Source organism: Salarchaeum japonicum (assembly GCF_020614395.1).
GTDB lineage: Archaea > Halobacteriota > Halobacteria > Halobacteriales > Halobacteriaceae > Salarchaeum > Salarchaeum japonicum.
In genome coordinates this window covers 859,389-881,317 of sequence record NZ_CP085324.1, presented here as the reverse complement: position 1 = coordinate 881,317, position 21,929 = coordinate 859,389, and the positions used below count along the sequence as shown (strand labels likewise).

Annotated in this window: 32 protein-coding genes; 15 read left to right on the top strand and 17 right to left on the bottom strand. The window is 68.4% G+C overall.

Features of this window, described 5'->3' with window-relative positions; all coding sequences use genetic code 11:
* Positions 1 to 120: 120 nt before the first annotated feature.
* Genes LI334_RS05070 through LI334_RS05060 form a run of 3 tightly spaced genes read right to left on the bottom strand, consistent with a single transcriptional unit; the run spans position 121 to position 3,562 of the window.
* A complete protein-coding gene (locus LI334_RS05070) occupies positions 121 to 858 on the bottom strand; it encodes a metallophosphoesterase (protein ID WP_227262088.1) in 738 nt (245 codons plus the stop codon).
* Positions 858 to 2,294, bottom strand: a complete 1,437-nt coding sequence (locus LI334_RS05065) for an RPA family protein (protein ID WP_227262087.1) — start codon at positions 2,292 to 2,294, stop codon at positions 858 to 860. The genes LI334_RS05070 and LI334_RS05065 overlap by 1 nt, the downstream gene beginning before the upstream one ends.
* Positions 2,291 to 3,562 (bottom strand): Single-stranded DNA binding protein, encoded by a 1,272-nt coding sequence (locus LI334_RS05060; protein WP_227262086.1) that lies wholly within the window; start codon positions 3,560 to 3,562, stop codon positions 2,291 to 2,293. Before LI334_RS05060 ends, LI334_RS05065 begins: the two co-directional genes overlap by 4 nt.
* An 80-nt stretch (positions 3,563 to 3,642) precedes the next feature.
* Between LI334_RS05060 and LI334_RS05055 the strand changes: the two genes are divergently transcribed.
* On the top strand, positions 3,643 to 4,323 hold the full coding sequence (locus tag LI334_RS05055) for a 2,5-diamino-6-(ribosylamino)-4(3H)-pyrimidinone 5'-phosphate reductase (protein ID WP_227262085.1): 681 nt from the start codon (positions 3,643 to 3,645) through the stop codon (positions 4,321 to 4,323).
* A 39-nt stretch (positions 4,324 to 4,362) separates the two neighbouring features.
* Complete coding sequence (locus LI334_RS05050; protein WP_227262084.1) at positions 4,363 to 5,112, top strand: CehA/McbA family metallohydrolase; 750 nt, start codon at positions 4,363 to 4,365, stop codon at positions 5,110 to 5,112.
* 1 nt (position 5,113) lies between these two features.
* Here the strand turns inward: LI334_RS05050 and LI334_RS05045 are convergent, their stop codons facing one another.
* Genes LI334_RS05045 through LI334_RS05035 form a run of 3 tightly spaced genes read right to left on the bottom strand, consistent with a single transcriptional unit; the run spans position 5,114 to position 7,007 of the window.
* Positions 5,114 to 5,395, bottom strand: coding sequence for a DUF7545 family protein (locus LI334_RS05045; protein ID WP_227262083.1), 282 nt, complete (start codon positions 5,393 to 5,395; stop codon positions 5,114 to 5,116).
* Positions 5,396 to 5,417: 22 nt separating this feature from the next.
* On the bottom strand, positions 5,418 to 5,636 hold the full coding sequence (locus LI334_RS05040) for a hypothetical protein (protein WP_227262082.1): 219 nt from the start codon (positions 5,634 to 5,636) through the stop codon (positions 5,418 to 5,420).
* A 45-nt stretch (positions 5,637 to 5,681) separates the two neighbouring features.
* Complete coding sequence (locus LI334_RS05035) at positions 5,682 to 7,007, bottom strand: FAD-dependent oxidoreductase (RefSeq protein WP_227262081.1); 1,326 nt, start codon at positions 7,005 to 7,007, stop codon at positions 5,682 to 5,684.
* A gap of 98 nt (positions 7,008 to 7,105) precedes the next feature.
* Here LI334_RS05035 and LI334_RS05030 point away from each other — a divergent pair, with 98 nt between their 5' ends.
* The 3 genes from LI334_RS05030 to LI334_RS05020 are packed head-to-tail and all read left to right on the top strand — an operon-like array spanning position 7,106 to position 8,058.
* Positions 7,106 to 7,390, top strand: a complete 285-nt coding sequence (locus LI334_RS05030) for a DUF357 domain-containing protein (protein ID WP_227262080.1) — start codon at positions 7,106 to 7,108, stop codon at positions 7,388 to 7,390.
* 46 nt (positions 7,391 to 7,436) lie between these two features.
* Positions 7,437 to 7,829, top strand: coding sequence for a DUF2267 domain-containing protein (locus LI334_RS05025; RefSeq protein ID WP_227262079.1), 393 nt, complete (start codon positions 7,437 to 7,439; stop codon positions 7,827 to 7,829).
* A gap of 43 nt (positions 7,830 to 7,872) precedes the next feature.
* Positions 7,873 to 8,058: a DUF7836 family putative zinc-binding protein gene (locus LI334_RS05020; RefSeq protein ID WP_227262078.1), complete on the top strand. Its 186-nt coding sequence runs from the start codon at positions 7,873 to 7,875 to the stop codon at positions 8,056 to 8,058.
* Here LI334_RS05020 and LI334_RS05015 read toward each other — a convergent pair.
* Positions 8,055 to 8,453 (bottom strand): translation initiation factor IF-2 subunit beta, encoded by a 399-nt coding sequence (locus LI334_RS05015; protein WP_227262077.1) that lies wholly within the window; start codon positions 8,451 to 8,453, stop codon positions 8,055 to 8,057. The genes LI334_RS05020 and LI334_RS05015 overlap by 4 nt on opposite strands.
* A gap of 126 nt (positions 8,454 to 8,579) precedes the next feature.
* Between LI334_RS05015 and LI334_RS05010 the strand changes: the two genes are divergently transcribed.
* The gene (locus tag LI334_RS05010) at positions 8,580 to 8,813 is read left to right on the top strand and encodes a UPF0058 family protein (RefSeq protein ID WP_227262076.1); all 234 of its coding nucleotides are present in this window, start codon (positions 8,580 to 8,582) and stop codon (positions 8,811 to 8,813) included.
* Between the two features lie 38 nt (positions 8,814 to 8,851).
* On the opposite strand, the gene LI334_RS05005 is transcribed toward LI334_RS05010, so the two are convergent.
* Positions 8,852 to 9,187, bottom strand: a complete 336-nt coding sequence (locus LI334_RS05005; protein ID WP_227262075.1) for a DUF555 domain-containing protein — start codon at positions 9,185 to 9,187, stop codon at positions 8,852 to 8,854.
* 94 nt (positions 9,188 to 9,281) lie between these two features.
* Between LI334_RS05005 and LI334_RS05000 the strand changes: the two genes are divergently transcribed.
* From LI334_RS05000 to moaC, 4 genes are read left to right on the top strand one after another with little or no spacing between them, the layout of a single operon-like run.
* Positions 9,282 to 10,172 (top strand): DNA-3-methyladenine glycosylase family protein, encoded by an 891-nt coding sequence (locus LI334_RS05000; protein WP_227262074.1) that lies wholly within the window; start codon positions 9,282 to 9,284, stop codon positions 10,170 to 10,172.
* Between the two features lie 25 nt (positions 10,173 to 10,197).
* Positions 10,198 to 10,476 (top strand): acylphosphatase, encoded by a 279-nt coding sequence (locus LI334_RS04995; RefSeq protein ID WP_227262073.1) that lies wholly within the window; start codon positions 10,198 to 10,200, stop codon positions 10,474 to 10,476.
* A gap of 38 nt (positions 10,477 to 10,514) precedes the next feature.
* Positions 10,515 to 11,942 (top strand): NAD(P)H-hydrate dehydratase, encoded by a 1,428-nt coding sequence (locus LI334_RS04990; RefSeq protein WP_227262072.1) that lies wholly within the window; start codon positions 10,515 to 10,517, stop codon positions 11,940 to 11,942.
* Complete coding sequence (gene moaC, locus LI334_RS04985) at positions 11,935 to 12,408, top strand: cyclic pyranopterin monophosphate synthase MoaC (RefSeq protein ID WP_227262071.1); 474 nt, start codon at positions 11,935 to 11,937, stop codon at positions 12,406 to 12,408. The genes LI334_RS04990 and moaC overlap by 8 nt, the downstream gene beginning before the upstream one ends.
* On the opposite strand, the gene hflX is transcribed toward moaC, so the two are convergent.
* Positions 12,405 to 13,712, bottom strand: a complete 1,308-nt coding sequence (hflX, locus tag LI334_RS04980) for a GTPase HflX (protein ID WP_227262070.1) — start codon at positions 13,710 to 13,712, stop codon at positions 12,405 to 12,407. The genes moaC and hflX overlap by 4 nt on opposite strands.
* 81 nt (positions 13,713 to 13,793) lie before the next feature.
* Here hflX and LI334_RS04975 point away from each other — a divergent pair, with 81 nt between their 5' ends.
* From LI334_RS04975 to LI334_RS04960, 4 genes are all read left to right on the top strand, one after another.
* Positions 13,794 to 14,114, top strand: coding sequence for an FUN14 domain-containing protein (locus LI334_RS04975; protein ID WP_227262069.1), 321 nt, complete (start codon positions 13,794 to 13,796; stop codon positions 14,112 to 14,114).
* Between the two features lie 213 nt (positions 14,115 to 14,327).
* Positions 14,328 to 15,080 carry a hypothetical protein gene (locus tag LI334_RS04970; RefSeq protein ID WP_227262068.1) on the top strand — a complete coding sequence of 251 codons (753 nt, stop codon included), beginning with the start codon at positions 14,328 to 14,330 and terminating at the stop codon, positions 15,078 to 15,080.
* A 117-nt stretch (positions 15,081 to 15,197) separates the two neighbouring features.
* Positions 15,198 to 15,584 carry a group I truncated hemoglobin gene (locus tag LI334_RS04965; protein WP_227262067.1) on the top strand — a complete coding sequence of 129 codons (387 nt, stop codon included), beginning with the start codon at positions 15,198 to 15,200 and terminating at the stop codon, positions 15,582 to 15,584.
* A gap of 45 nt (positions 15,585 to 15,629) precedes the next feature.
* Positions 15,630 to 16,256 (top strand): helix-turn-helix domain-containing protein, encoded by a 627-nt coding sequence (locus LI334_RS04960; protein WP_227262066.1) that lies wholly within the window; start codon positions 15,630 to 15,632, stop codon positions 16,254 to 16,256.
* Here the strand turns inward: LI334_RS04960 and LI334_RS04955 are convergent.
* From LI334_RS04955 to LI334_RS04925, 7 genes are all read right to left on the bottom strand, one after another.
* Positions 16,253 to 16,978, bottom strand: a complete 726-nt coding sequence (locus tag LI334_RS04955; protein ID WP_227262065.1) for a ribosome assembly factor SBDS — start codon at positions 16,976 to 16,978, stop codon at positions 16,253 to 16,255. The two genes, LI334_RS04960 and LI334_RS04955, sit on opposite strands and share 4 nt — an antisense overlap.
* A 78-nt stretch (positions 16,979 to 17,056) precedes the next feature.
* Complete coding sequence (gene psmA, locus LI334_RS04950; protein WP_227262064.1) at positions 17,057 to 17,815, bottom strand: archaeal proteasome endopeptidase complex subunit alpha; 759 nt, start codon at positions 17,813 to 17,815, stop codon at positions 17,057 to 17,059.
* A gap of 3 nt (positions 17,816 to 17,818) precedes the next feature.
* Entirely contained in the window at positions 17,819 to 18,298 is a 480-nt protein-coding gene (locus LI334_RS04945; protein WP_227262063.1) for an Rpp14/Pop5 family protein, read from the bottom strand.
* The gene (locus LI334_RS04940; protein ID WP_227262062.1) at positions 18,295 to 18,903 is read right to left on the bottom strand and encodes a class I SAM-dependent methyltransferase; all 609 of its coding nucleotides are present in this window, start codon (positions 18,901 to 18,903) and stop codon (positions 18,295 to 18,297) included. The genes LI334_RS04945 and LI334_RS04940 overlap by 4 nt, the downstream gene beginning before the upstream one ends.
* Positions 18,887 to 19,582, bottom strand: a complete 696-nt coding sequence (locus tag LI334_RS04935; protein ID WP_227262061.1) for an RNase P subunit p30 family protein — start codon at positions 19,580 to 19,582, stop codon at positions 18,887 to 18,889. The genes LI334_RS04940 and LI334_RS04935 overlap by 17 nt, the downstream gene beginning before the upstream one ends.
* A complete protein-coding gene (locus tag LI334_RS04930) occupies positions 19,582 to 19,998 on the bottom strand; it encodes an RNA-binding protein (RefSeq protein ID WP_227262060.1) in 417 nt (138 codons plus the stop codon). The genes LI334_RS04935 and LI334_RS04930 overlap by 1 nt, the downstream gene beginning before the upstream one ends.
* A gap of 60 nt (positions 19,999 to 20,058) precedes the next feature.
* On the bottom strand, positions 20,059 to 20,238 hold the full coding sequence (locus tag LI334_RS04925; protein WP_227262059.1) for a DUF1918 domain-containing protein: 180 nt from the start codon (positions 20,236 to 20,238) through the stop codon (positions 20,059 to 20,061).
* 155 nt (positions 20,239 to 20,393) lie between these two features.
* Here LI334_RS04925 and LI334_RS04920 point away from each other — a divergent pair, with 155 nt between their 5' ends.
* Positions 20,394 to 20,954 (top strand): NUDIX hydrolase, encoded by a 561-nt coding sequence (locus LI334_RS04920; protein WP_227262058.1) that lies wholly within the window; start codon positions 20,394 to 20,396, stop codon positions 20,952 to 20,954.
* A gap of 9 nt (positions 20,955 to 20,963) precedes the next feature.
* Here LI334_RS04920 and LI334_RS04915 read toward each other — a convergent pair whose 3' ends face one another.
* Complete coding sequence (locus LI334_RS04915) at positions 20,964 to 21,791, bottom strand: hypothetical protein (protein ID WP_227262057.1); 828 nt, start codon at positions 21,789 to 21,791, stop codon at positions 20,964 to 20,966.
* Positions 21,792 to 21,929: the final 138 nt, after the last annotated feature.

The window sequence follows — 21,929 nt, the reverse complement described above, 5'->3', positions numbered from 1 at the left end:
ACTCCGGGCGTGTTCTAGCGATTGCCCGCGGGCCGCCGACTCGACTCTCGTCCCCCGACGACACCCGTTCGGGTACTGGCGACGCACGGCCCGCGGACGCGAACGCGTCGGCCGCACGCCCTACAGGTAGCGGTAGTCACCCAGCCGCGTGCCATCGAGGAGGTAGGCGTCCGCCGACGGCAGCGCCTCCGGGAGGAACGGCGCGAGGAACCCCTGTCCCTCGACGTTCACCCACGTCCCCCCGCAGAGGTCGTTGAACGCCGGGCACACCACGAGCTCCGCGTCCACCTCGACGCGCTCCCCGAGGTGCTCGCGGAACGGCCCCGGGTCGAGCGGGCCGCGGAGCCACGCGCGCTCCACCCGCGACCCCCCGACCTCGTCCTCCAGCCGCACGGCCGGGTGTTCGTGGCCCATGCAGACCACGTCCGCGTCGAGCACCTCCCGCGACGGCCACGTGTGCCCGTGCACGAATCCCACGTCGCCGAACCGCGCACCCTCGCCGGGCGTCACCTCGACGCCGAGTACGTCGTCGAGGTTGCCGTCGTGGTTCCCGCGCACGAGCGTCACCGGCACCGGACACTCCCGGACGAGCGCTTCGAGTTCCTCGCGCTCCGCGCCCTCCGGCGTCCCGATCTGGTGGCCGAGGTCGCCGAGGAACACCACGCGCTCCACGCCCTCCCGAACGACCAGCGACAGCAGTCGCTCCCGGCGCGCGTCCGCCTGCGAATCCACTTCCAGGCCCTCGCGGCGGAGCGACCGCTCGATGCCCGCGTGGTAGTCCGCGACCACGAGCGCCGACTCCCCGCCGACGTCCGCGACCGCCGCGGGCGCGTCCGGCACGGGTTCGACGCGCGCCATCAGATGGCCTTGAGCGTGTCCTCCCCGGACTCGTAGCACCGCCCGCTCATCAGCGCGCTCTGGATGGCGTCCTCCACGTCACCGGGGTCTTCGTCGGTCGCTTCCACGACCGTCCGAATCACCTCGTCGCGGTCGACGCCGTCGCCGTCGTCGAGGTCGTCCATCGTGTCCACGACGAAGTCCTCCAGGTCGCCCTCGAACGCGTCCGACTCTTCCTCGTCTGCCGCCTCGGATTCGAAGGAATCCTCGGACTCGTCCGGGTCGGCGGCCTCGGGTTCGATGCCGGCCTCGCCGGCCTCGGGGATGTCGTCGCCCGTGGAGAAGTCCATGTCGAACTCCTCCTCTATCTCCTCGCGTTCCTCCTCGTCGAACTCGTACATCTCGTCCGTCCCCGTCTCGAAGTCGCCGAGGCTCTCGGACTCCTCGGGTTCGGGTTCGACGGCCTCGGGTTCCGGCGCGGTGGACTCCGCGAGCTCCTCGGTCGTCCCGACGTCCCCGGCGTCCGCGGCGTCGGGTTCCGCTTCGACCGCCGACACCGTCTCCGACTCGGAGTCCTGCTCCGCGACCGGTTCGGACGCGGCGTCCGACTCGGGTTCGGATTCGGTAGTCGTCGGTTCGGAGACTGGTTCGGATTCGGGCGCGGATTCGCTCTCCGTCGCTGGTTCCGCCGGTTCCGTTTCGGCCGTGGTCTCGGTCTCGTCGTCGAGGTCGGCGGAGAGGTCAGTGTCGACCGCGCCGCCCGCGTCGGGGGCGGGCGTGGTGGCGGCGACTTCGTCGCGGTCGCCGGCGACGACTTCGGCGGCCTGTCGGGCAACCGTGCAGAGGTCGTCGAGGTAGGTCTCGGTGGTGCCGTAGTGGTCGATGGCGAGCGGAACGCCCGCGGCGAGGTCGGGGCGGACGCCCGCCTCGCTCAGGGCGTTCCGGAGGTCGGTGCCGCGTTCCTCGCGGCCGAGCGCGTCCGCGAACACGCCGACGCGTTCGGCGGTCTGTTCGGCGGTGCGGACGACCCAGCGGTCGCGGGTGTCCGCGTCCACCTCGCTGATGGACTCGGGGCGGACGGACGTGTAGACGGTGTCGGCGTCCTCGGGTTCGAACGTCCGCGCTTTTCCGGTGATGGCGACGAACGCGGGCGCGTCGAGGCGTTCGAGCGACGCGAGCGCGTCCGGCTGGTACTGCCCGGCGTACACCACGAACGCGCCCGTCGGGTCGACGATGCGCGCGCGGAGCACGTCGTCGCTCACCTGCTCCACTTCGGTGAGCACGCCGACGACGAACAGCCGGTTCACGCGCGCTCCCGTCGGCGTGACGACGTAGTTCGGCGCGCGCTCCTCGTCCGACTCGGCGTAACTGAAGTCCGCGTCGTCGAACTCCGCCGCGAACACCCGCCACGCGACCTCCCGGCTCGGTCGGTCGTCGGGGGTCGAGTTCGAACTCATGCGTCCACCTCCGCGAGGAAGGCCTCGGCACGCGCGGCCGGGTCGTCGTCCGCGGGCCGGAACGCGGTCGCTTCGAGGTTCGCGCCGTACTCGTCCACGGAGAGGTGGCCGCGCACGACGTACTCGCCGCCGACGACCTCCTCCCGGATGCTGTCCGCGACGACCTCCTGATCCATCGCGTCCCGGGCCTGCTGGCGTGCGTCTTCGAGGCCGCCGCCGTACACCTGTTCGGTGAGGTCGCGGCCGAGAATCGCCGTGACGGTGGCGGTGCCGTCGTCGAGAATGGCTTTCACGCGGAGGTCGTCCTCGCCGTCCACCTCACCGTGCTGGCGGCACTGGCCCTTCTGGGTGACGCGCCCGCACTCGGGACAGCGCTGGATGAGACCGCTTCCGTCCCGGACTTCGAGCACGTTCCCCTGGAGTTCCACGTCGTACGCGCCGCCGCGGCCGACGGCGTCCCGAAGCGCCATCCGGGTCGGGCCGCCGAGTTCGATGGGGTCGGGAAGTTCGGTGACGGTGGAGAACTCGGAGACGTTCACGGAGGGGACGCCGCGGAACTCGCGGACGTACACGTCCTCGATGCGGACGGACGCGCCCTCGCTGAGTTCCTCGTGTGGATTCCAGTCCGTGAAGGGGAGGCGCGCGGACTCGTCGCCGAGCACGCCGGAGAGGATTTCGGTCTCGCCGTCCCGGCCGTCGATGGTTCGGGTCTCGACTTCCACCACCTGGACTTCGACGTTCCGCCCGCGGTCGCCCGCGCGCAGCTCCGCGAGGTCGCGGTCGCCGCCGACCTCGTACGGCACGTCAAGCGGTTCGTCCGCCGGTTCGACGGTCGAGGACTCCCCGAAGTTGAGTTCGGGACGGCCCTCGTACTCGCGGACGCTCGCGTTCCCGATGGTGACCGTCTTTCCGGGTTCGAGGTCGAACTCCTCCCACGCGGTGTACGAGATCGTCCCGGATTCGTCGGCGAGTTCGCCCTCCAGAATCGTGTGGTCGTCGCCCTGGTAGCGAATCGAGCGCGTGCCGACCGTGAGTACGACGGCGGTCACGGTGACGCTCCCGCTCTCCGTGTCGATATCGGCGATGTCCGCGGCGGACGGCCCGGTGCTCTCGCCGCCGCCTCCGCCGCCGTACTTGCGTCGGAGGCTCTGCTTCGCCTCGTCGATGGGGACGCTGTACTCGACTAAGTTTTCGAGTCCTTCCTTGACCTCCTGTTTGTCAACGCCGAGGTCGGAGGCGAGATCCTCAGCATGGTCGTCGATGTTCATCACTCGACGGTTCGGACGGCGCGAATAAAAAGCGTTCGCGGACCGAAATCCGTTTCTCCCGCCCCCCGCAACCCCGGAGCATGCACGTCCGCGTGAACGCCGCGACGAGCGTCGACGGAAAGCTCTCCACGCGGGAACGCACGCAGTTCGCGATAAGCGGCGCGGAGGACTTCGAACGCGTGGACGAACTCCGCGCCGACTTCGACGCGGTGATGGTCGGCGTCGGCACCGTCCTCGCGGACGACCCCTCACTCACTCTGAAGGACGCCGACCTCGCGGCCGCCCGAGCGGAACGCGAGGAGTCCCCGCACCCGGCGCGCGTCGTCGCGGACTCCCAGGCGCGCACGCCGACGGACGCGAGCGTCCTCGGCCCGGACGCCGACACGTACGTCCTCGTCTCCGAGAACGCCCCCGACTCGCGGGTTCGAGAGTTGGAGCGCGCGGGCGCGCACTGCGTCGTGGCCGGGAACAACCGCGTCGCCCTCCCCGACGCGCTCGCGAAACTCGAATCTCAGGGCGTGGAGCGCGTGATGGTCGAGGGCGGCGGCGAACTCCTCTTCTCGCTGTTCGCGGACAACCTCGTGGACGCCCTCTCCATCTTCGTCGGGTCGATGGTCGTCGGCGGCCGGGACGCCCCCACGCTCGTGGACGGCGAGGGATTCACCGACGACTTCCCCCGCCTCGACCTCACGGACGTGGAACGGCTGGACGACGGCGTCCTCCTCACGTACGACGTGCTCGGTCGGAACGGCGGGGACTAGCCTGTACGCCTTTCACGGAGCGGAACGTACGAGGAGCAAATGGACGACCGCGTGACGCTCCGCGTCGACCCGCACGTGCACTCAGAGGGGTCGTACGACGGGCACGAGCCCGTGGAACTCCTGCTCGAACACGCGAGCGACATCGGTCTCGATGCGATTGTCGTCACCGACCACGACGCCATCGAGGCGTCCCTGCGCGCCGCACGTCTCGCGCCCGATTACGGTCTCGTCGGGATTCCGGGCGTCGAAGTGTCCACCCGGCACGGCCACCTGCTCGCCATCGGCGTCACCGAGCGCCCGCCGAAGGGCGAGTCGTTCGCGGACACCGTCGCCGCCGTCCGCGAACTGGGCGGCGCGGCCGTCGTCCCCCATCCGTTCCAGCGGAGCCGACACGGCGTCCGGAAGCGCTACCTCGACGACACGGCCGTGGACGCCGTCGAAGTCTACAATTCGATGCTGTTCACGGGGTTCCGGAACCGCCGCGCGCGCCGGTACGCGCGCAACCGGAACTACCCCGGAATGGGGTCGAGCGACGCCCACCACGTGATGAACGTCGGGCGCGCGTACACCGAACTCGACGTGGACGCCCCCGAGAAGTCCGCGGTGACGGCGAGCGACGTGGTGGCCGCCATCCGGGACGGTTCGACGGGCGTCCGCGGCCGCCGCACGCCAATCCACCGGAGTGCTCGCCAGTACGCGATGGGTGCCGTGAAGAAAGGACTGTTCGAGGTCACGTCGCGCACGCCGCTCGTGCCGACGGTGCCGTCGTCGTACGCCCAGCAGTTCTAGATTAGTGCTGGTGGCCGGTCGCTTCGCCGTACGTCATGCCGAAGCGGTCTTCGAACGCGTCGAGCATCTCGGATTCGAGCGACTGAATCTCGTCGCTCGGTTCGCCGTCGGAGTGGTGGGCGATGGCGTGCGCGCGGGACGTGAACGCCATCACGGCGATGTCGCCGACGACCTGCGCCGACGACTCGTCTTCTTCCTCGCTCAGGAGGTCGATGAGACCGGCGGGGAGTTCGACGTCGTCGCTACCGTCAGGACCCTCGATGGTGAAGGAAACGGAATCCATACCCCATCGAGTACGTCCAGTACTACGAGTCCTGCGGTTCGCGGAAGCGTTCGACCGGCCCGCGGTCGAACTCGTCGTACCGCCCGCACGCCTTCAGGAGGCGGATCGTTCGCACGCGGTCGATGCGCGCCGTCTGCTGGAGTTCGAGAATCGTCTCCGCGTCGTCCACCATCTCGTGGAACTCCGCGAGCGTGAACGAGTCGCTCCGCCGAATAAGGTCGCGTGGGTCGGCGGGCGTCATTAATGAAGCGCCACGAACCGAGGGAAAATAAGCAGTTCGGTGACGTTAGTCGTCCGCGGGCGCTTCGCCGCTCGCCGGTTCGGACTCGGCGAGGTCGGCCTCGGTTTCGAGCCACGCGTCGCAGTCGAGCGCGGCCTTACACCCCATCCCGGCCGCGGTGACGGCCTGCTGGTAGTGGTAGTCCACCACGTCGCCCGCGCCGAACAGGCCGGGGACGCCGGTCGCGGTCTGCCCGCCGCCCGCGCCGCCCTGCGTGACGATGTAGCCCTCGTCGTCCAGTTCCACGTCGGTTCCTTCGAGGTAGTCCGTGTTCGGCGTGTGGCCGATGGCGACGAAGAACGCGCCCACGTCGAGGTCGAACGACTCCGTCTCGGGGTCGTCCGGTTTCTCCGACGGATGCCCGGCGGGGTTCCGCACGAGGCTCACGGACTCCACGCCGTCCTCGGGCGACCCGTGGACTTCGGTGGCTTCCGTGTTCCAGAGGACTTCCATGTCGCCGTTTTCCACGTGCTCCTCGATGCGTTCCTGCCAGTAGTCCTCCGCGCGGAGTTCGTCGCGGCGGTGCACGAGGTAGACCGTGTCCGCGAACTTCGTCAGGAACGACGCCTCCTCGGCCGCCGCGTCGCCGCCGCCGACGACGACCATGTCCTCGCCGCGGAAGAACGCGCCGTCGCACGTCGCGCACGTCGAGACGCCGTACCCCATCAGTTCGTCCTCGCCCGGGATGCCGAGCGTCCGCGCGCTCGCGCCCGACGCCGCGATGACCGAATCGGCCGTGTACACGTCGCCGTTCGCGAGTTCGACGCGGAACAGCCGCTCGGCCCGCTCCACGTTCTCCACGACGCCGTGTTTCAGTTCCGCGCCGAAGCGCTGGGCCTGCTCCTTCATGTTGTTGATGAGGTCGGGCCCCGAGATGCCCTCCGGGAACCCCGGATAGTTCTCGACCTCCGTGGTGAGGGTGAGCTGGCCGCCCGGTTCGTCGCCCTCGAACAGGAGCGGGTCGTTGTTCGAACGCGCCGCGTAGATGGCCGCGGTCAGCGCCGCGATGCCCGTGCCCGTGATGACGAGCTTCCGGTGTTCTTCCACGCCGTCGGGTGCGTCGTCCGCGATGCCGAGTTTCTCGTCGAGTTCGCCGGTCTGGTCGAGTTCGTGCGTGTCGTCCCAACCGCCGATGAGTTCGTCGTCGATGAACACCTCGGGAGCCGTCTCCCGGCCGTTCGCGCGTTCCTTCATCTCCTCGAACTTCTCGGGGTCGCCGGTGACGTTGTACGTCACGTACTCGACGCCCTTCGCGTCGAAGAGATCCATCGCCTTCTCGCAATAGGGACAGTCCGTCTTCGTGTATATCTCCACGTGGGGCTGCTCGCTCATACCGTGAATTCGGGCCCGTGGAAGTATGTAGGTTGCGCTGGCGCGGAGTCCCGCCGACAGTCGAAGCGCTTACCCGCCGCACTCGCGGCGTATCCCGTATGCCCGCAGACCTCGAAGAGAAGACGAACCGGTACGAGCGACTGCTCGCGGAGGCGCTCGACGCGGCGGAGGTCGCGCCGCCCGCGGACACGCCGCTCGGGGAGGCCGCGCTGGAGTTCGAGGAGATGGCGCAGTCCTACCTCGAAGACGGCCGGCACTTCCGCGAACAGGACGACCTCGTGAACGCGCTCGCGTCCTTCTCGTACGGCCACGGCTGGATGGACGCCGGCGCGCGCATCGGCGTGTTCGACGTTCCCACCGACGGCCACCTGTTCACGCAGTAGTCCGGCCACCACTTCTTTCGGTCGAGGGCGGAAACGAACGGCTGTCATGAAGCACGACGAGTTCGTGGGCGAAGTCCAGCATCGAGCGGAACTCCCGTCCCGCGGGCGCGCCATCCGGGCGACCCGGGCGGTGTTGACGACGCTCGGCGAGCGCCTCCAGCCGAACGAGGCGAGCGACCTCGCCGCCGAACTCCCGCTCGAAATCGACTACTTCCTCCACAACGCGGACTCGGGACAGCTATTCGACTACCAGGAGTTCACGCAACGCGTCGCGGAGCGCGCGAACGCAGACCCCGCGGACGCGCACTACTACGCGCAGGTCGTGACGGACGTAGTTGGTGAATCCGCGCAGTCCACCGAACTGCTCGACGTGACGAGCCAGCTCCCCGAGGAATACGACGACCTCTTCGACCTCGTCGGCGAGGACTACTACGAGTAGTGCGGCGGTAATCTTTTTCCGAGCACCGTGCACACGCAGACGTATGGCACACGAAGCGTACGTGCAGTTGCTCTGTCCGGAATGCAGTAAGGACTGGGAGATGACGCCGAGCGAACTCCCCGCACACGACGAGAACTACAGTTGTCCGGACTGTCACGCGACCCGCCGCACGGCCGAGTTCATGCGGACGGACCGCGACCTCGAAAACCTCAAAGAACTCCAGAGTTAGACCGCAGAGCGCGCACCGCACGCCTCGCAGTGGAGGCGTTCCGTTCCGTTCTCCGTTTCCAGGTTCGTGTCCGGGAGGCCGCACTCGGGACACAGGACGTACGTATCGACGTAGTCGTCGAGCACGGCTTCGACGCGGTCGCCGCCGAACTCGCCGGTGAAGCGCGCGCGGCCGCTCTCGTCTATCTGGGCGCTCGTCGCGAGTTCGTCCTGGATGAACTTGAGGACGTGTTCCTCGTCGCGGCCGAGGCGGTCGATGGTCGCCTGGAAGTTCTCGTAGACAGTGACGTTCCCCTCCTTGCGGACGGTGGGTTCGGGGACGTCGAACCGGCTCTCGCTCCCGGCGACGTCGGGCTTCTCGCTCATCGCTCGGTCGAGTTGCTCCTCGTAATCCATACCGGGAAATGGGGCGAGAGGACGTAAAAGCGGTTCGGCACGAGACGCGCTGAGCCACCCACAGAGAAGTGTGTTAACCTTCCTCAAGATACTACTAAGTCCCCGTAGCCGTTAGAATGTGCTGTCATGAAGAAGCAGGAGCTCATCCACCTGCACGGACTGCTCGCCGAAGTAAGCAACTTCTACGAGGGCGTGGAAGACGACGGCGTCACGCTCGACGAATACCAGGATCTGGGGGTGCGACCGACATCCATCCACAAATCGAAAACCGAACACAAAGCAGCAGTGTTCGCACTGGCGTCCGGCATCACGACGTCCGTGGAGCCCGAGACCGAGAAGGTCGCTGCGCAGGCTGACTAACCCATCGAGAGTTCTCGCGGTACACGCACACGACGTAGCTACGCGTCCGTCACGCGACTGACGGCGAGCGGGATGTCCGTGAGGTGTTGGCCGAGCTCCGAGCGCGCGATGCGGGCGGCGTGTTCGTCGCGGTCGACGTTGTAGACGGTGAGTTCGAGTTCGAGCGCGACCAGTCCCTCGTCCGCGGCGACGAACGCGGCGTCCTCGGAGTCGCCGCAGTTCGGGCACTCGCGGGTCGCGGGGCCGATTTCGACGTAGTTCAGGTCGGGGTTGAGGAGTTCGCCCGTCTTCGAAACCGCGATGCGAACGGCTTCGTCGGGCGTCTCGACGTCGTAGACGGGGACGGCGGCCTCCAGGACGACGCGGCAGTCCATAGCGGGGCGTCTCTCCCACGCCGCTATAGTTCTTTGCCCCGCGTTAGCACGCGAGACCGACGGACACTTGGCCGGGACGCGACCGAGAGGAGGTATGGAAACCGGGTCGATACCCCTCGACTCCCTCGCGTCAGCGTTCGACCTCCAGTCCACCCTCGAATCCGGCCAGTCCTACCTCTGGACGCGCGAGGACGGCGCGACCTACGAGACGGACGGCGCGCACGGCGGCGACGCCTGGTACGCCACCGTCGCCGACGGCGACGTGATTCGGGTGCGGCAGACCGACGACGAACTCGTCTGGGAGGCCACCACCGACGCCGACGCCCGCCTCCACGACCTCCTCCGACTGGACGACGACCTCGACGCGATACGCGCCGCCGCGAACACCGACGACCTCGTGGACGCCGCGTACGACCGCTACTGGGGGATGCGCATCGTCTCCGACCCATTCTTCGGCTGCCTGATATCGTTCATCTGCTCGGCGCAGATGCGGGTCGAACGCATCTTCGCCATGCAGGAGTCCCTCCGGGAGGCGTACGGCGAGCGCATCGAGTTCGACGGCCGCACCTACCACGCGTTCCCGACGCCCGACGCGCTCGCCGAGACGACCGAGGACGAACTCCGCGACCTCGGCCTCGGCTACCGCGCGCCCTACGTCCAGCGCACCGCCGAACTCGTCGCGTCCGACGAACTCACCAGAGACGACATCCGTGGACTGGACTACGAGGACGCCCGCGACGCGATGACGGGGTTCGTCGGCGTCGGCGAGAAGGTCGCGGACTGCGTCCTGCTCTTCTCGCTCGACTACCTCGACGCCGTCCCGCTCGACACCTGGATTCGCACCGCCATCGAGGACTACTACCCCGACTGCGCCCGCGGGAACTACGCCGACACCTCGCGCGCGCTCCGCGAACAGTTCGGACCGTACGCCGGCTACACCCAGACGTATCTGTTCCATCACCTGCGCAACGGCGGCGGGAACTAAGTCCGACCCGCCACCAGAGCGACGTATGAGCGAGCGAATCCGCGCGCACGTCTTCGTCTCCGGAACCGTGCAGGGCGTCTACTACCGGGCGAGCACGCGGGACGCCGCCCGCGAGCGCGGCGTGGACGGCTGGGTGAAGAACCTCGCGGACGGCCGCGTCGAAGCCGTCTTCGAGGGCGACGAGGACGCCGTGGAAGAGATGGTGGAGTGGTGTCACACAGGGAGTCGTCGGGCCGACGTGACGGACGTATCCGTGGAGTACGGGGAGCCGGCGGGCGTCGAGTCGTTCGAGATTCGGCGGTAGCCCGCGGATTTACGGCGGCCGAGACAGAGGAGTAGAGTATGATTTCGAGCAGGCGGATGGCCGCCGTGGACGAGAACGCGGAGGCGCTCGGCGTCTCACGCAAGCAGTTGATGGAGTCGAGCGGGAACGCGGTCGCGCGCGAGGTGCGCGAGGTCGCCGACCCGGGCGCGTCCGTGGCGGTCGTCGCGGGCCGCGGGAACAACGGCGGGGACGCGTTCGTCGCCGCGCGCTTCCTCGCCGACCACGACGTGTCCGTCCACCTTCTCGGCCGCCGCGAGACCATCACCACCGCGATCAGTCGGGAGAACTGGGGCGCGCTCGCGGAGAGCGACATCCCCGCGGAAGAAGTCTCGGACTCGCGCGCGCTCGACTTCGGGGAGCCGGACGTGCTCGTGGACGCCCTGCTGGGAACGGGCGTGTCGGGCGCGCCCCGCGAACCCGAGGCGTCCGCCATCGACGCCATCAACGAGTCCGAGGCGACCGTCGTTTCCGTGGACGTGCCGTCGGGCATGGACGCGGACACGGGCGAGACGCCGGGCGCGGTCGTGGACGCCGACCGCGTCGTCACCTTCCACGACGCGAAACCCGGACTGGACGGGGAGACCGTCACGGTCGCTGACATCGGCATCCCCGAGGCGGCCGAGTTGTTCGTCGGGCCGGGCGACCGTAACGTCCTCGGGCGCGACCCGCAGGCGCACAAGGGCGACTTCGGGAAGGTGACGGTCATCGGCGGCGGGCCGTACACGGGCGCGCCGGCGCTGTCGGCGCAGGCGGCGCTCCGCGCGGGCGCTGACCTCGCGTACGTCGCCTGCCCCGAACCGGTCGCGGACGAGGTGCAGGGGTACAGCGAAGACCTCATCGTCGAACCGTTCGTCGGCACGCGCCTCCAGCCGACGCACGTCGAGACGCTCCTCGACCGCGCGAGCGAGCGCGACGTGGTCGTGCTGGGGCCGGGGCTCGGCGACGCGGACGACACCCTGCGCGCCGTCCGCCAGTTCCTCGCCGACTACGAGGGGCGCGCGGTCGTGGACGCCGACGCCCTCCAGGTCGTTCCGGACGTCGACACCGAGGCGACGCTCGTCTGCACGCCCCATCAGGGCGAGTTGGTGAAAATGGGCGGCCCGCGCGAGTCCGAGTGGCGCGACCGCATGGCGGCGGTAGAGTCGTTCGCCGCCGACCTCGGGCACACGATACTCGTGAAGGGCGCGTACGACATCGTCACGGACGGCGAGGCGACGCGCGCGAACCGCACGGGCAACCCCGGAATGACCGTCGGCGGAACCGGGGACGTGCTCGCGGGCGCGACCGGCGCGCTCCTCTCCGTCACCGAGCCCGTGGACGCCGGCGCGCTCGCCGCGTACGCGAACGGTCGCGCGGGCGACGACGCCGTCGCCGAGAACGGCTACGGGTTGCTCGCGAGCGACCTGCTTACGAGGCTCCCGCACGCACTCTACGACGATGACTGACGACGACCTGACGCACACCACGGACGAGGGCGACGTGCAGATGGTGGACGTGGGCGAGAAGCCGGACAGCGAGCGCCGCGCGGTCGCGCGCGGCGAGATTCACCTCTCCGAGTCCACGGTGGACGCGGTTCGCGCGGACGAAATCGGGAAGGGCGACGTCCTCGCCACCGCGCGCGTCGGCGCGATACAGGCCGTGAAGCACACGTGGGAGACGATTCCGATGTGCCACCAGATACCCATCACGAACGTGGACACCGACTTCGACGTGCGCGACGACCGCGTCGTGCTGGAGGTTGCCGTCGAAACCACGGGAAAGACCGGCTGCGAGATGGAGGCATTGGAGGGCGTCACTACTGGGCTGAACGTCGTCTGGGACATGGTGAAAGCCGCCGAGAAGGACGAATCGGGCCAGTACCCGGGGACGCGCATCGAGAACGTCGAGGTCGTGGCGAAGGAGAAGAACTAGGCTTCCGCGAGGTTGCTCGCCTTCGAGCGCGTCTTCTCCACGATGCTCGGTCGGGCCTCGAAGTCCACGACCACTTCGTCGTCGCCGTAGGACACGTCGCGGACGTGCGCGTTGTCGTGCACCCAGGAGACGACGCTCATCGTGTCGTCCGTCAGGGGCATCACGAGGCGTTCGCGCTCCCGGTCGGGGAGTTCGTCGTGGATGCGCTCGCGGAGCGCGTCGAGGTTCAGTTCCTCCTTCCCTGAGACCGCGACGGGGTTCGGCGCGAGCGCGGAGAGCGCCGCTCGCTTCTCCGCGAGTTCGTCCTCGGGCACCTCGTCCACCTTGTTGAGGACGGTGACGATGGGGGCTTCGTTGCGCTCGTAGAGCGTGTCGTGGCTCGTCACCAGCTTCTCCCGGATGTCCTCGACGGACTCGGTTGCGTCCACCACCAGGAGGACGAGGTCGGACTGGTAGACCGATTCGAGCGTGGACTTGAACGACTCGACGAGCCAGTGCGGGAGGTCGCTGATGAACCCGACGGTGTCCGTGAGGAGCACGTCCCGGTTCTCCATGTCGAGTCGCCGGGTGGTGGTTCCGAGCGTCGTGAACAGCATGTCGCGGGACTCCGCGGTCGTGTCGAGGTCGGGGTGGCGCTCCTCGTTCTCGTCCACGTCGAGGTCGGCGGCGAGCGACCGCATCAGCGTGCTCTTCCCGGCGTTCGTGTACCCGGCGAGCGCGACGAGGTCGAACCCGGACTCGCGGCGCTGGTCGCGCCGGTGTTCCTCCGTCTTCTCGATGTTCGCGAGTTCGTCCCGGATGCGGCTGATGCGGTCTTTGATGTCCTGCTCGCGGCTCTCGTCGTACTCGCCGAGCCCCATGAACCCGGGTTTCTCGTCGCGCTTCGCGAGACTCGTCTTCGCCTCGGCGCGCGGGAGTTCGTACCGGAGTTCCGCGAGTTCGACCTGCAACTGGGCCTTCCGGGTGTGCGCGCGCTGGCCGAAGATGTCGAGGATGAGCGTGAACCGGTCGACGACCTCCACCCCGTCCGGGAGCTTCCCGCCGAGGTTGAAGATCTGGTAGGGGCCGAGCCGGTTGTCGAACACGACCGTGTCCGCGCCGGTGTCCCGCACCAGCGTCGCGAGCTCCTCGACCTTCCCCTCGCCGAGCTGGAGCGCGGGGTCGGCTTTCCGTGCCTGCGTGACCTCGCCGACGACGTCGTAGCCCGCCGCCCGAACCAGGTCGCGAACCTCGTCCGTGTCCGCGGTGCCCGAATCGACGCGCTTCGCGACGACGGCCGTGTCAGGTGTACGTGCGCCTGTCACTTACACGAGGGTAGGGGCCGAGAATACTTAAGCACCGGGCGCGGCACAAGAGCCTTAAAAGCGGACGGCGACGGATACGGTATGGCAGTCAACATCGACCCGACCTCCCTCGGCATCGAGTTCGGGAGCGGCGCGGTCATCGGCGGCATCATCGGGTTCGCGGCGAAGAAAGTCGCGAAACTCATCGCCGTCCTCGTCGGCATCGAGCTCGCGCTGTTCAAGTTCCTCGAATCCCGCGGCATCCTCACCGTGGACTGGGAACGCCTCACTGCCGGCGCGGTGCAGGCCAGCGAGGCCGCACAGAACGGCACCCCGCCCGAGTGGATTAACACCATCCTCTCCACGCTCTCCATCTCCGCGGGCTTCACGGGCGGTTTCCTCGTCGGATTCCGGCGCGGATAACGGTTTTTCCTCCAGGTTTTCCGGGCGCGTGCCAGCGCCCGGAAAAAGTGGGGCTTCACGGGCGGTTTCCTCGTCGGGTTCCGGCGCGGATAGTATTCGGCGGGTTCTTTTCTGCGGGTTCGGTCGGTTTCGGGCCGTATTTTCGTGGTATGTGTACCCATAACAGTACTGTAAGAGAACTTACTTATCCGAGGGGTGCTTCGATTCGAAAGCATGCGAAGGACTGCCCTCCTCGCGGTAGCGCTCGCAGCCATGCTCGCACTCGCGGGCTGCGGCGGCACCGGCGGGAGCACGACCGCACCGACCACGAACACCACCACGACCCAGGCGTCCGTCGATTACCCGCCGGGCGTCACCGCTGCCGGCGTCGAGAGCGGGTTCGACCTCACGGACGCGCACGCCGAGGCGCTCCGGACGTCCGACTACGAGGTTACCGAAATCACGTCCGTCCGCGTCAACGGCTCGGGCTACGAGGCCTACATGCAGACCACGAAGGCCAGCGGCGACACGCTATCCGCGTCCCGGGGCTACAGCGCCACCCCGCCCGGCAACGACTACAGTAGCGTCGCGTTCTGGTCGAACGCCACCACCGGCACCGTCCAGTACACGCACGACGACGGCAACACCACCACCGCGACCGTCGGCGGCCCGGGTGACACCGACCTCGTCCGCACGCCCGACCAGTGGAGCGAGTACCTCTACACGCTCCTCGCGGCCGGCCAGCTAGAGGTCTCCGAGACCGACGACGGGAACGTCGAGCTCCGCGCGACCGACGCCGTCAACGTCAGCACCGAGTACGGCGAGGCCGCCACGGAAACTCTGAGTGCGACCGTCACGCCGAACGGCTTCGTCACCGACATCTCCGTGAGCTACACGACCACCATCGATGGCGAACCCGCGACCGTCTCGAAGCAGTTCACGTTCGAGCGCGGGGACGTGACCGTCACGAAACCCGCCTGGGCGTAACCCCGCCCGCGACCGATTCTTCTTTCGCACCACCGCTCGTGAGCCGTGGTAGCGTCCCGCAGTGCGAACACGTTCGGGCGTAGGTACTCCGGTCGCGCGCCCCGAGTACCGACTGCAATGGCTCAGAGCATCTACGCGGACATCGGCGGCCGCGACGCCGTCGAGTCCGTCGTCTCCGACTTCTACGACCGCATGTTCGCCGACGACGACCTCACGCCGTACTTCGACGGCGTGGACAAGCAAGCGCTGTTCGCCCACCAGGTACAGTTCATCAGCGCCGTCGCGGGCGGCCCCGTCGAGTACGACGGCGACGACATGGAATCCGCGCACGACGGCATGGGTATCACGCACGAAGCGTTCGACCGAACCGCGGAGAACCTCGAAGCCGCGCTCCGCGAGAACGACGTGCCCGACGAACACGTCGAGGCGATTCTGGACGAGGTCGAGGCGCTCCGCGACCCCGTCGTCGAGGAGGACGTCGAAGCGCCCGCGGGCGCAGTGTAGGCCGGCATCGGCGGAGTTTTTTCCGCGACCCCCCTATCCGCGGCCGTGACCCGCGCGACGCTCGCCATCACGCTCCCCGACGAGATGTGGCTCGCCCCCGTCACCCGCGAGAACCCCGACGCGACGTTCCGCGTGCTCTCCGCGCTCCCGGCCGAGGACGGCGCTGGCGTCGGCCTCGTCGAAGCGCGCGGCATCCCGTCAGACGAGATGGCGGCGGTTGTCGCGTCGAGCGACGCGCTCCGCGACGGTGACGTGCTCCCCGCAGAGGACGGCGTGCTCGTGCAGTTCGAGACGCGCACCCCCACCCTGCTCTCCGCGACCCGCTCCGCGAAACTCCCGCTCGACTTCCCGTTCGAGGTCAGCGACGGCGTCGCGCGCTGGACGCTCACCGCCACCCACGAACGCCTCTCGCGGCTCGGCGACGAACTCGACGCGCGCGGCGTGGACTACCGACTGGAGCGCGTGGACGCGGACGCGACCGGAGAGCGCGACCCGCTGACCGACCGCCAACGGGACGTACTGGAGGCGGCGGCCGCCGCGGGCTACTACGACGAACCCCGGGCGTGCTCGCTCACGGACGTCGCCGAAGACGTCGGCCTCGCAAAATCGACAGTGAGCGGTATCCTCCACCGCGCCGAGCGCGCGCTCGTCCACGCCCACCTCGACAGTTAGCGCGTCGAGAGTTCGTCCTTCTCCTTGATGATGCGCGTCTCCGCCTCGCCGCTCGTGTGCTCGTTCACGAGGTCGTAGAACTCGTTCTGCATCCCCGCCGGGAACGTCAGCACGCCGACCCAGGAGCCGTCCGCCTGCCACTCCTCGCGCTCCAGGTCGCCGAACTGCCGAATCTGGGCCTGCGCGCTCCCCGCGTAGTCCGCGGGCACCTGCACCGCCACCGTCACCTCGTCGAACCGAATCGGAATCACGGGCCGCAGCGCGTCGAGCGCGTCGTCAACCTGGTTCTCCACCGGCTCCATCGGGTCGACCGTGAACCCCGCCTGCTCCAGCGCGTTCTCGATGCGGTCGGGCGGATGCGGCGCGTTGTCCATCTGGGGGTTCACCGCGTTCCGCGCGATGGTGTTGATGAGCTGCTTGCGCTTTTGCTCCTGCATCTCCTTTCGCTGTTCCGCCGTAATCTGAATCTCCCCGCGCTCGACGACTTCGGGGATGATTTCGAGAGGGTCGGTCGTCCCGAACACGGTTTCGAGGTCTTCCTCCGCGGGCCGGTCGCCGCGACTGGCGTTCTCGAACACGTCCCGGGCGGCGATGACGTCCTCCAGGTCGCCGTCGAACTCGCCGCGCTTCATCGCGAGCGCCGCGTCCGGGTCGATGAGCACCTCGAAGCGTTCCCCGTGAGACTCCAACCGCGCTGTTACGGCTTCGTCGAGCGAAATCATACCAGCCGCTACGCCCCCGGACGGGAAAAAGGTGGTAGCCGTCGCTCCCGGAGCGGAAAGCGAAAGAAAGCGACGGGATTACTCCTCGCTCTCGTCGTCGGACTCGGCCTGCAGGTCGAAGTCGTCGAGGTACTCGTCTATCTCGTCGTTCGTCAGTTCGACGAAACTCCGGGACTCGGCGTCCACGGTGGCGACGCCGATGCCGGACGCGGTGAGACCCTCCTCGTGGCTCTCCGCGAGCGAGCGGAGCGCGAGGCCGACGGCCTCGTCGAGTTCGAGGTCGGACTGGTAGTTCTCCTCCAGATAGCTCTGGATGTCGTCGCGGCCGGAGCCGATGGCGAGCGCCTTCCACTCGTTCGGCGTGCCGGACGGGTCGGTCTCGAACAGCCGGGGGCTGCCGTCCTCGTCCACGCCGCCGATGAGGAGCGCGACGCCGAACGGCCGCGCGCCGCCGACCTGCGTGTACTGCTGGATGTGGTCGGTGATGTCCTTCGTCAGCGTCTCCACGCCGATGGCCTCGTCGTAGCGGAGGCGGTTGACCTGGGAGTTCCGGCGCGCGAAGTCGATGAGCTGGCGGGCGTCGGCGACGTGGCCCGCGGACGCGATGCCGATGTGGTTGTCTGCCTTGTGAATCTTCTCGACGCTCGTCTCCTCCATCAGGGAGGAGCGGATGCGCTTGTCCACGAGGAGGACGACGCCGTCCTCGGCGCGCACCCCGATGGACGCGGAGCCTCGTTTGACGGCCTCCCGGGCGTACTCCACTTGATAGAGCCGACCGTCCGGGGAGAAGATCGTGATACCTCGGTCGTATGCTTGCTGCTGGTTTTGACCCTGCATAGTTTAGTCCAAATCAGAGCGGGTCGCGCCCACGTACGCACCCTCGACGTCGATGTCGATGCGGCCGTCGCGAGCGACGGCGCGCCGGGTGGCGTTCCTGAACACGACTTCTTCCTCGCCCGTACTTAAACTCGCGCGTCCTAAATAGTTTTCTTCCGCGGCACGCACCGTCCCCGAAACCCCGCGGACGGCGACGCGAACGGCCTCGCCGTCGACGGCGGTCACGCACGCGAGCGCCGCCCGCGCCTCGCTCACGTGGCCGCGGCGCGCCCGCACGATGGCTTCCCCCGTTCCGTCCGCGAACGCGAAGGAGAACACGCGCAGGTCGGCGTCCGCGCTCCCCGGGTCGCCGAGGAGGTTGCCCGCGGCGTACCAGAGCGCGCGCTGGAACGCCCCCCGCGAGAACGCGGCGTCCGGCCAGCCTTCGAGTTCCACGGCGAGGTACCGCCAGCGCGGCCGCAAGTGCTTCGGGAGGTGCTTCATGCGCGCTCGGCGACCAGCACGCCGACGTGGTCGTGCACCATCTCGACCGCCGTGAGCGCGTAGCCGGCGTCCGTGAACGCGTCCGCGAGCACGCCCACCGTCGCCGGGTCGTCCACGTCGGGACTGAAAAAGGGTTCCTCGGGGTTCGGTTCCCCGAATAGCATCACGTCCCCGAGCACGATTTTCTCGGGGTCGAGGCCGGCGATGACGTCGATGGCCTCGCGCTTCTCGTCGTCCGCGAGGTGGTGCATCGCGAAGTTCGACGTCACCACGTCCACGGAGCCGTCGTAGTTCGGACTCCGGAACCGCCCCTCGCCGAACTCGACGTTCTCGACGCCGCGCTCGTCGGCCTTCGCGCGCGCCTCCGCCATCATCCCCTCGCTGATGTCGCGGCCGACCACGCGGCCCGCCGCGTCCGCGACGGCGAGCGCGATAGCGCCCGTCCCCGTCGCCAAATCGAGCACCGTCTCGTCGCCCGAAAGACCGGCCGTGGCGTGCTCGACGACGAGGCGGACGCACTCGTTGTACTCCTCGCTCTTGTTCTCGTCGTACTCCGCGGCGATGTCGTCGAAACGCGCGGCGTGCTCGTCAAGCGTCTTCTTCATACCGTCCCCTACGCACGCCGGGCGCTATGAAGTCGGCGGACATCCGCTCCCGGTTCCGCGCCGCGAGAACCCCCCACTCCCGGAGACCCGCGCGAACCCACGCCTCGCCGAACCCCGCCTGTTCCGCGACGGCGACGAGTTCCCGGGGCGCGCGAACGTCCAGGTGGCTCGCGGGCGCGGCGCTCACGACGTACGGCGCGTCGTAGTGCTCGACGATTTCGCGGAGCTTCCGGAGGCCGCGGAGCGCCCGCACGCGCTCGCCCCCGGACTCGCGCAGTGCCGGCCCGAAGTCGAACTCCAGCCGGACGGCGTTGCGCTTCGCCGCCTTCACCATCACGTGGTTCACGTCGCTCCCCGGCCGGGAGAGCACGTCCACCTTCTCCTCCTCGACCGCGTACCGGTTCATCGTCGCGTCCCCTCCCCGCACGCAGAGCACCGTCGCGTCCGACCGGAGGTTCGCCACCGCGCCGCTCGCCCCCGTCGGGTCGTCGGCCGCCACCGTCACCCCATCGACCACGTCGATTCCGTGCTCCTCGCGCACGCGCTCCGCGTCGAACTCGGGGCGGTCGCCCGCCCTGCTCCGGACGACGACGCCGTCGTACTCGACGCCCGCGAGCGCGTCCGCGAACCGCGAGACCGTGCTCGCGCCGTCCGGATGTGCGAACACGGCCTCGTACATCACAGGGCCTCCCGCGCGTTCTCCAGCGCCGCCTCGCGCTTCGCCGGGTACGCCTCGACCTTCGCGCGCAGCGAGATGCCGTCCCCGAGTTCCGCCTCACCGTCGAACGCGGCCTGCTTGTCGAGGTGCGCGAAGAACTCGCAGTTCTCCGTCACCCGGTCGTCCAGTTCGTCGCGCAGTCGGTCGATGTCCGCGCCCTCTCGGAGGCGTTCGAGCACGTGGCGGAGGTCGTCCGCCAGCTCCACGCGCGCCGAGAACACCACGATGCGGTCGCCGTTGTGCCCGCGGCTCTCCGCGCGCTGTACCTCCGCGTCCTCCGGCAGGAAGTAGCGGAGCGCCGACTCGACGCGGTCGTCAGCCTCCGTCTCGTAACAGAACGCGCGGAGGTCGATGTAGTGGAACGGAACCGAACTCATTACTCGCTCTACGAACCCGAGGGAGAAAAACGCGGTTGTTCGCGGAACCGCTCTCGAAGATTACTCCGCGGCTTCGAGGTTGTCCTCGGGGACGCCGGCCTCCTGGCCGTCCTCGAAGGAAATCGTGTAGTTCGCGTCGCCGAACATCGTCTCGACCTTCTGCGTGATTTCGCCCGTCTCACCGTCGAAGTCGCTGTGCTCGTCGTGCAGGACGACCGTGTCACCTTCTTCGAAGCTCATACCTCGGGATTCCCGCGGCCCGGCCAAAAGCCCCCCGGTTCGCCCCGACAGAAACGTTATGCCGCCTTGTCGTCAACAGAAACCCATGATACTTTACGCCCACACCACGCGCACGCCGAACCGCCCCCGGAGTCACGCGCACGAACCACCGAGCAATGCCGATTGACGACACGTGGTTCCTCGCGCAACGCGCGGAACAGACCGCCGAACGCGCCTACCACCGCATCAGCGACGCCCACGACGACTTCGTAGAGTTCTCCCGCACCCGCCACGTCGGCCGCGAGCGCTTCCGCACGCTCGCCGAACGCATCGAGAAAACGGGTGCGCCGTTCGGCGCGCACACCATCGTCTACCGGCCGTCCGGCGAACTCCTCCTCGTCCGCCACGACGGCGTCGACCTCTGGGTGCTCCCCGGCGGCGGCGTCGAAACCGACGAAACGTACCGCGAGGCCGCCGAACGCGAACTCGACGAGGAAGCCGGCGTGGACGCCGCCTACCGCGGCCTCGCGATGCTTACCCGCATCACGGTGCGCTCCGGCCCCTACGAGACCCGGGGCGTCCTCCCCGTGTTCGCCGCCGACGCCACCGACTGCACCGAACCCGAAATCAGCGACCCCGACGACGAAATCAGCGCCGCCCGCTGGTTCGACGACCTCCCCGACGACACCCGGGATAGAGACGACCTCGAACAGTGGCGCAACCGCGTGCTCGCCTGACGCAACTCCTTACTCCGCGCCGAACTCCACGCCCTCTCGCGTCTCCGCGTCGATGCGCCGGAGCGCAGCGCGGGCGTTGCCGGCGTGGTACCCGAAGAACACGTCTTCCGCGTACTCCTCGGCGACTTCGGCGGCGTGGAGGAGGTTGTCGATGTCGATATCGACGGCGTAGAGTTCGACGCTGAACGGCGTGTCGAGGAGGGACTGGAAGCCCGAGGCGATGGTTTCGAGCCAGTAGGTCGTGCCGTAGTTCGTGTCGTAGAGCGGGACGACGAACTCGTCCACGTACTCGGAGAGCGCCTCGATGTCGAGGCCGCTGCGCTCGTAGAGGTGGCCGGGATAGGGGTCGGGGTGGAGGGTGAGGTAGAGTCTCCCCGGGACGCGGTCGCGGATTTCGGCGACGAACTCCGTGATGACCGACGCGCGCCACTCGCCCCAGTCGTCGTAGTCGCTCTCCGCGAACGCCTGTTCGCAACGCTCGCAGTGACAGTACTCGCCGCGGGGGAAGCCCACGTCGTCGAGTCGGAGGTCGTCGTTCGCGTCGGTGCAGGCCTCCACGACCTCGACGAGGCCGTTCTTGTAGTGGCCTGCGCTCGGGCAGATGTAACCCCAGTCGAAGTACGTGCGCTCTTTCGTCGCCCGCTTCCCCTCGTCGTCCACGGGCACGAGACCCGGGTCGGTCTCGGCGGTGGCGGTGTCGCCGAAACAGGACACCATGTTCACGCCGTTCTCCACGGGGTCGGTGTGGCGGCCCGTGACGTCCTTCACCTCGTAGAACCCGCGGTCGAACTCCGGCCAGTCCAGTTCCTCGGCGTTCCGCGTGACGACGCCGTACATAAAGAATCGGAGGGCTCCAGGAAGGGTAAGTGGTTCGTTAGTCGATGCGGTCGACGGCTTCCTCGCCCTCGTCGCTCCCCGTGAGGAACTTCACCGCGACGTAGAGCAGGATGAGGGCGATACCGACCTTCAGGAGTT

Coding starts and splice junctions, on each gene's coding strand:
- LI334_RS05070 (WP_227262088.1), bottom strand. CDS start 858: ATGGCGCGCGTCGAACCCGTGCCGGACGCGCCCGCGGCGGTCGCGGAC.
- LI334_RS05065 (WP_227262087.1), bottom strand. CDS start 2,294: ATGAGTTCGAACTCGACCCCCGACGACCGACCGAGCCGGGAGGTCGCG.
- LI334_RS05060 (WP_227262086.1), bottom strand. CDS start 3,562: ATGAACATCGACGACCATGCTGAGGATCTCGCCTCCGACCTCGGCGTT.
- LI334_RS05055 (WP_227262085.1), top strand. CDS start 3,643: ATGCACGTCCGCGTGAACGCCGCGACGAGCGTCGACGGAAAGCTCTCC.
- LI334_RS05050 (WP_227262084.1), top strand. CDS start 4,363: ATGGACGACCGCGTGACGCTCCGCGTCGACCCGCACGTGCACTCAGAG.
- LI334_RS05045 (WP_227262083.1), bottom strand. CDS start 5,395: ATGGATTCCGTTTCCTTCACCATCGAGGGTCCTGACGGTAGCGACGAC.
- LI334_RS05040 (WP_227262082.1), bottom strand. CDS start 5,636: ATGACGCCCGCCGACCCACGCGACCTTATTCGGCGGAGCGACTCGTTC.
- LI334_RS05035 (WP_227262081.1), bottom strand. CDS start 7,007: ATGAGCGAGCAGCCCCACGTGGAGATATACACGAAGACGGACTGTCCC.
- LI334_RS05030 (WP_227262080.1), top strand. CDS start 7,106: ATGCCCGCAGACCTCGAAGAGAAGACGAACCGGTACGAGCGACTGCTC.
- LI334_RS05025 (WP_227262079.1), top strand. CDS start 7,437: ATGAAGCACGACGAGTTCGTGGGCGAAGTCCAGCATCGAGCGGAACTC.
- LI334_RS05020 (WP_227262078.1), top strand. CDS start 7,873: ATGGCACACGAAGCGTACGTGCAGTTGCTCTGTCCGGAATGCAGTAAG.
- LI334_RS05015 (WP_227262077.1), bottom strand. CDS start 8,453: ATGGATTACGAGGAGCAACTCGACCGAGCGATGAGCGAGAAGCCCGAC.
- LI334_RS05010 (WP_227262076.1), top strand. CDS start 8,580: ATGAAGAAGCAGGAGCTCATCCACCTGCACGGACTGCTCGCCGAAGTA.
- LI334_RS05005 (WP_227262075.1), bottom strand. CDS start 9,187: ATGGACTGCCGCGTCGTCCTGGAGGCCGCCGTCCCCGTCTACGACGTC.
- LI334_RS05000 (WP_227262074.1), top strand. CDS start 9,282: ATGGAAACCGGGTCGATACCCCTCGACTCCCTCGCGTCAGCGTTCGAC.
- LI334_RS04995 (WP_227262073.1), top strand. CDS start 10,198: ATGAGCGAGCGAATCCGCGCGCACGTCTTCGTCTCCGGAACCGTGCAG.
- LI334_RS04990 (WP_227262072.1), top strand. CDS start 10,515: ATGATTTCGAGCAGGCGGATGGCCGCCGTGGACGAGAACGCGGAGGCG.
- moaC (WP_227262071.1), top strand. CDS start 11,935: ATGACTGACGACGACCTGACGCACACCACGGACGAGGGCGACGTGCAG.
- LI334_RS04975 (WP_227262069.1), top strand. CDS start 13,794: ATGGCAGTCAACATCGACCCGACCTCCCTCGGCATCGAGTTCGGGAGC.
- LI334_RS04970 (WP_227262068.1), top strand. CDS start 14,328: ATGCGAAGGACTGCCCTCCTCGCGGTAGCGCTCGCAGCCATGCTCGCA.
- LI334_RS04965 (WP_227262067.1), top strand. CDS start 15,198: ATGGCTCAGAGCATCTACGCGGACATCGGCGGCCGCGACGCCGTCGAG.
- LI334_RS04955 (WP_227262065.1), bottom strand. CDS start 16,978: ATGATTTCGCTCGACGAAGCCGTAACAGCGCGGTTGGAGTCTCACGGG.
- psmA (WP_227262064.1), bottom strand. CDS start 17,815: ATGCAGGGTCAAAACCAGCAGCAAGCATACGACCGAGGTATCACGATC.
- LI334_RS04945 (WP_227262063.1), bottom strand. CDS start 18,298: ATGAAGCACCTCCCGAAGCACTTGCGGCCGCGCTGGCGGTACCTCGCC.
- LI334_RS04940 (WP_227262062.1), bottom strand. CDS start 18,903: ATGAAGAAGACGCTTGACGAGCACGCCGCGCGTTTCGACGACATCGCC.
- LI334_RS04935 (WP_227262061.1), bottom strand. CDS start 19,582: ATGTACGAGGCCGTGTTCGCACATCCGGACGGCGCGAGCACGGTCTCG.
- LI334_RS04930 (WP_227262060.1), bottom strand. CDS start 19,998: ATGAGTTCGGTTCCGTTCCACTACATCGACCTCCGCGCGTTCTGTTAC.
- LI334_RS04925 (WP_227262059.1), bottom strand. CDS start 20,238: ATGAGCTTCGAAGAAGGTGACACGGTCGTCCTGCACGACGAGCACAGC.
- LI334_RS04920 (WP_227262058.1), top strand. CDS start 20,394: ATGCCGATTGACGACACGTGGTTCCTCGCGCAACGCGCGGAACAGACC.
- LI334_RS04915 (WP_227262057.1), bottom strand. CDS start 21,791: ATGTACGGCGTCGTCACGCGGAACGCCGAGGAACTGGACTGGCCGGAG.